Annotated in this window: 1 protein-coding gene and 1 pseudogene; both read right to left on the bottom strand. The window is 54.8% G+C overall.

The features are described from left to right. A partial coding sequence (locus ACIPIN_RS28935) for an elongation factor G (protein WP_401124925.1) occupies positions 1 to 1,167 on the bottom strand: 1,167 nt, incomplete at its 3' end. Between the two features lie 30 nt (positions 1,168 to 1,197). After that, positions 1,198 to 1,325: pseudogene (locus tag ACIPIN_RS28930) on the bottom strand (30S ribosomal protein S7); the annotation flags it as partial.

The following is a 1,325-nucleotide window of genomic DNA, read 5'->3' as shown; positions in this document are numbered from 1 at the left end:
CATGCCGATCAAGGCCGCGATGTCGCCAGCGCGCACTTCCTTGATTTCTTCACGGGCGTTTGCGTGCATTTGCACCATACGACCCACGCGCTCTTTCTTGCCTTTAACCGAGTTGATCACGCCGTCGCCGGAGGCCAACACGCCCGAGTAAACCCGAACAAAGGTCAAGGTACCCACGAATGGGTCGGTAGCGATCTTGAACGCCAGAGCCGAGAACGGCTCGCTGTCGTCTGCGTGACGCTCCATTTCCTTGGTCTCGTCATCCGGGTCAGTACCCTTGATGGCAGGAATGTCGGTAGGAGCAGGCAGGTAGTCGATAACGGCGTCGAGAACCAGGGGAACACCCTTGTTCTTGAAGGAAGAACCGCAAACAGCCAGAACGATCTCACCAGCGATAGTACGCTGACGCAGAGCGGCCTTGATTTCCGCGTTGGTGAGCTCTTCACCTTCGAGGTACTTGTTCATCAGCTCTTCGCTGGCTTCAGCCGCAGCTTCAATCATGTTGCCGCGCCACTCGTTGGCCAATTCCTGCAATTCAGCAGGGATAGGCTCGCGACGAGGAACCATGCCTTTGTCAGCGTCATTCCAGTAAACAGCTTCCATGGACATCAGATCAATCTGACCCTGGAAGTTGTCTTCGGAACCGATAGCCAACTGGATTGGCACCGGGGTATGACCCAGACGCTGCTTGATCTGACCGATCACGCGCAGGAAGTTTGCACCAGCACGGTCCATCTTGTTTACGTAAACAAGACGTGGAACGCCGTACTTGTTGGCTTGACGCCATACGGTTTCCGACTGAGGCTCAACACCCGAGGTACCGCAGAACACAACGACCGCGCCGTCGAGAACACGCAGGGAACGCTCAACTTCAATGGTGAAGTCTACGTGGCCCGGGGTGTCGATGACGTTGAAACGGTATTGATCTTTGTGCTGCTTCTCGGAACCCTGCCAGAAAGCGGTAATAGCAGCAGAAGTAATGGTAATACCACGCTCCTGCTCCTGCACCATCCAGTCTGTGGTCGCGGCGCCGTCATGCACCTCGCCCATTTTGTGACTTTTGCCAGTGTAAAAAAGGACGCGCTCGGTGGTGGTGGTTTTACCAGCATCCACGTGAGCAACGATACCAATGTTACGGTAGCGGTTAATCGGTGTTGTACGAGCCATAAAGCCCTCGCAAAATTAGTGACGCTAAAATTAGAAGCGGTAGTGCGAGAAAGCCTTGTTGGCTTCAGCCATACGGTGCACGTCTTCACGCTTCTTAACTGCAGCACCTTTACCTTCGGCAGCGTCCATCAGTTCGCCAGCCAAACGCAGAGCCATAG

Origin of the sequence: Pseudomonas sp. NPDC087697, assembly GCF_044743155.1 — a bacterium.
Lineage (GTDB): Bacteria > Pseudomonadota > Gammaproteobacteria > Pseudomonadales > Pseudomonadaceae > Aquipseudomonas.
This window is presented reverse-complemented; position numbering and strand designations above follow the sequence as displayed.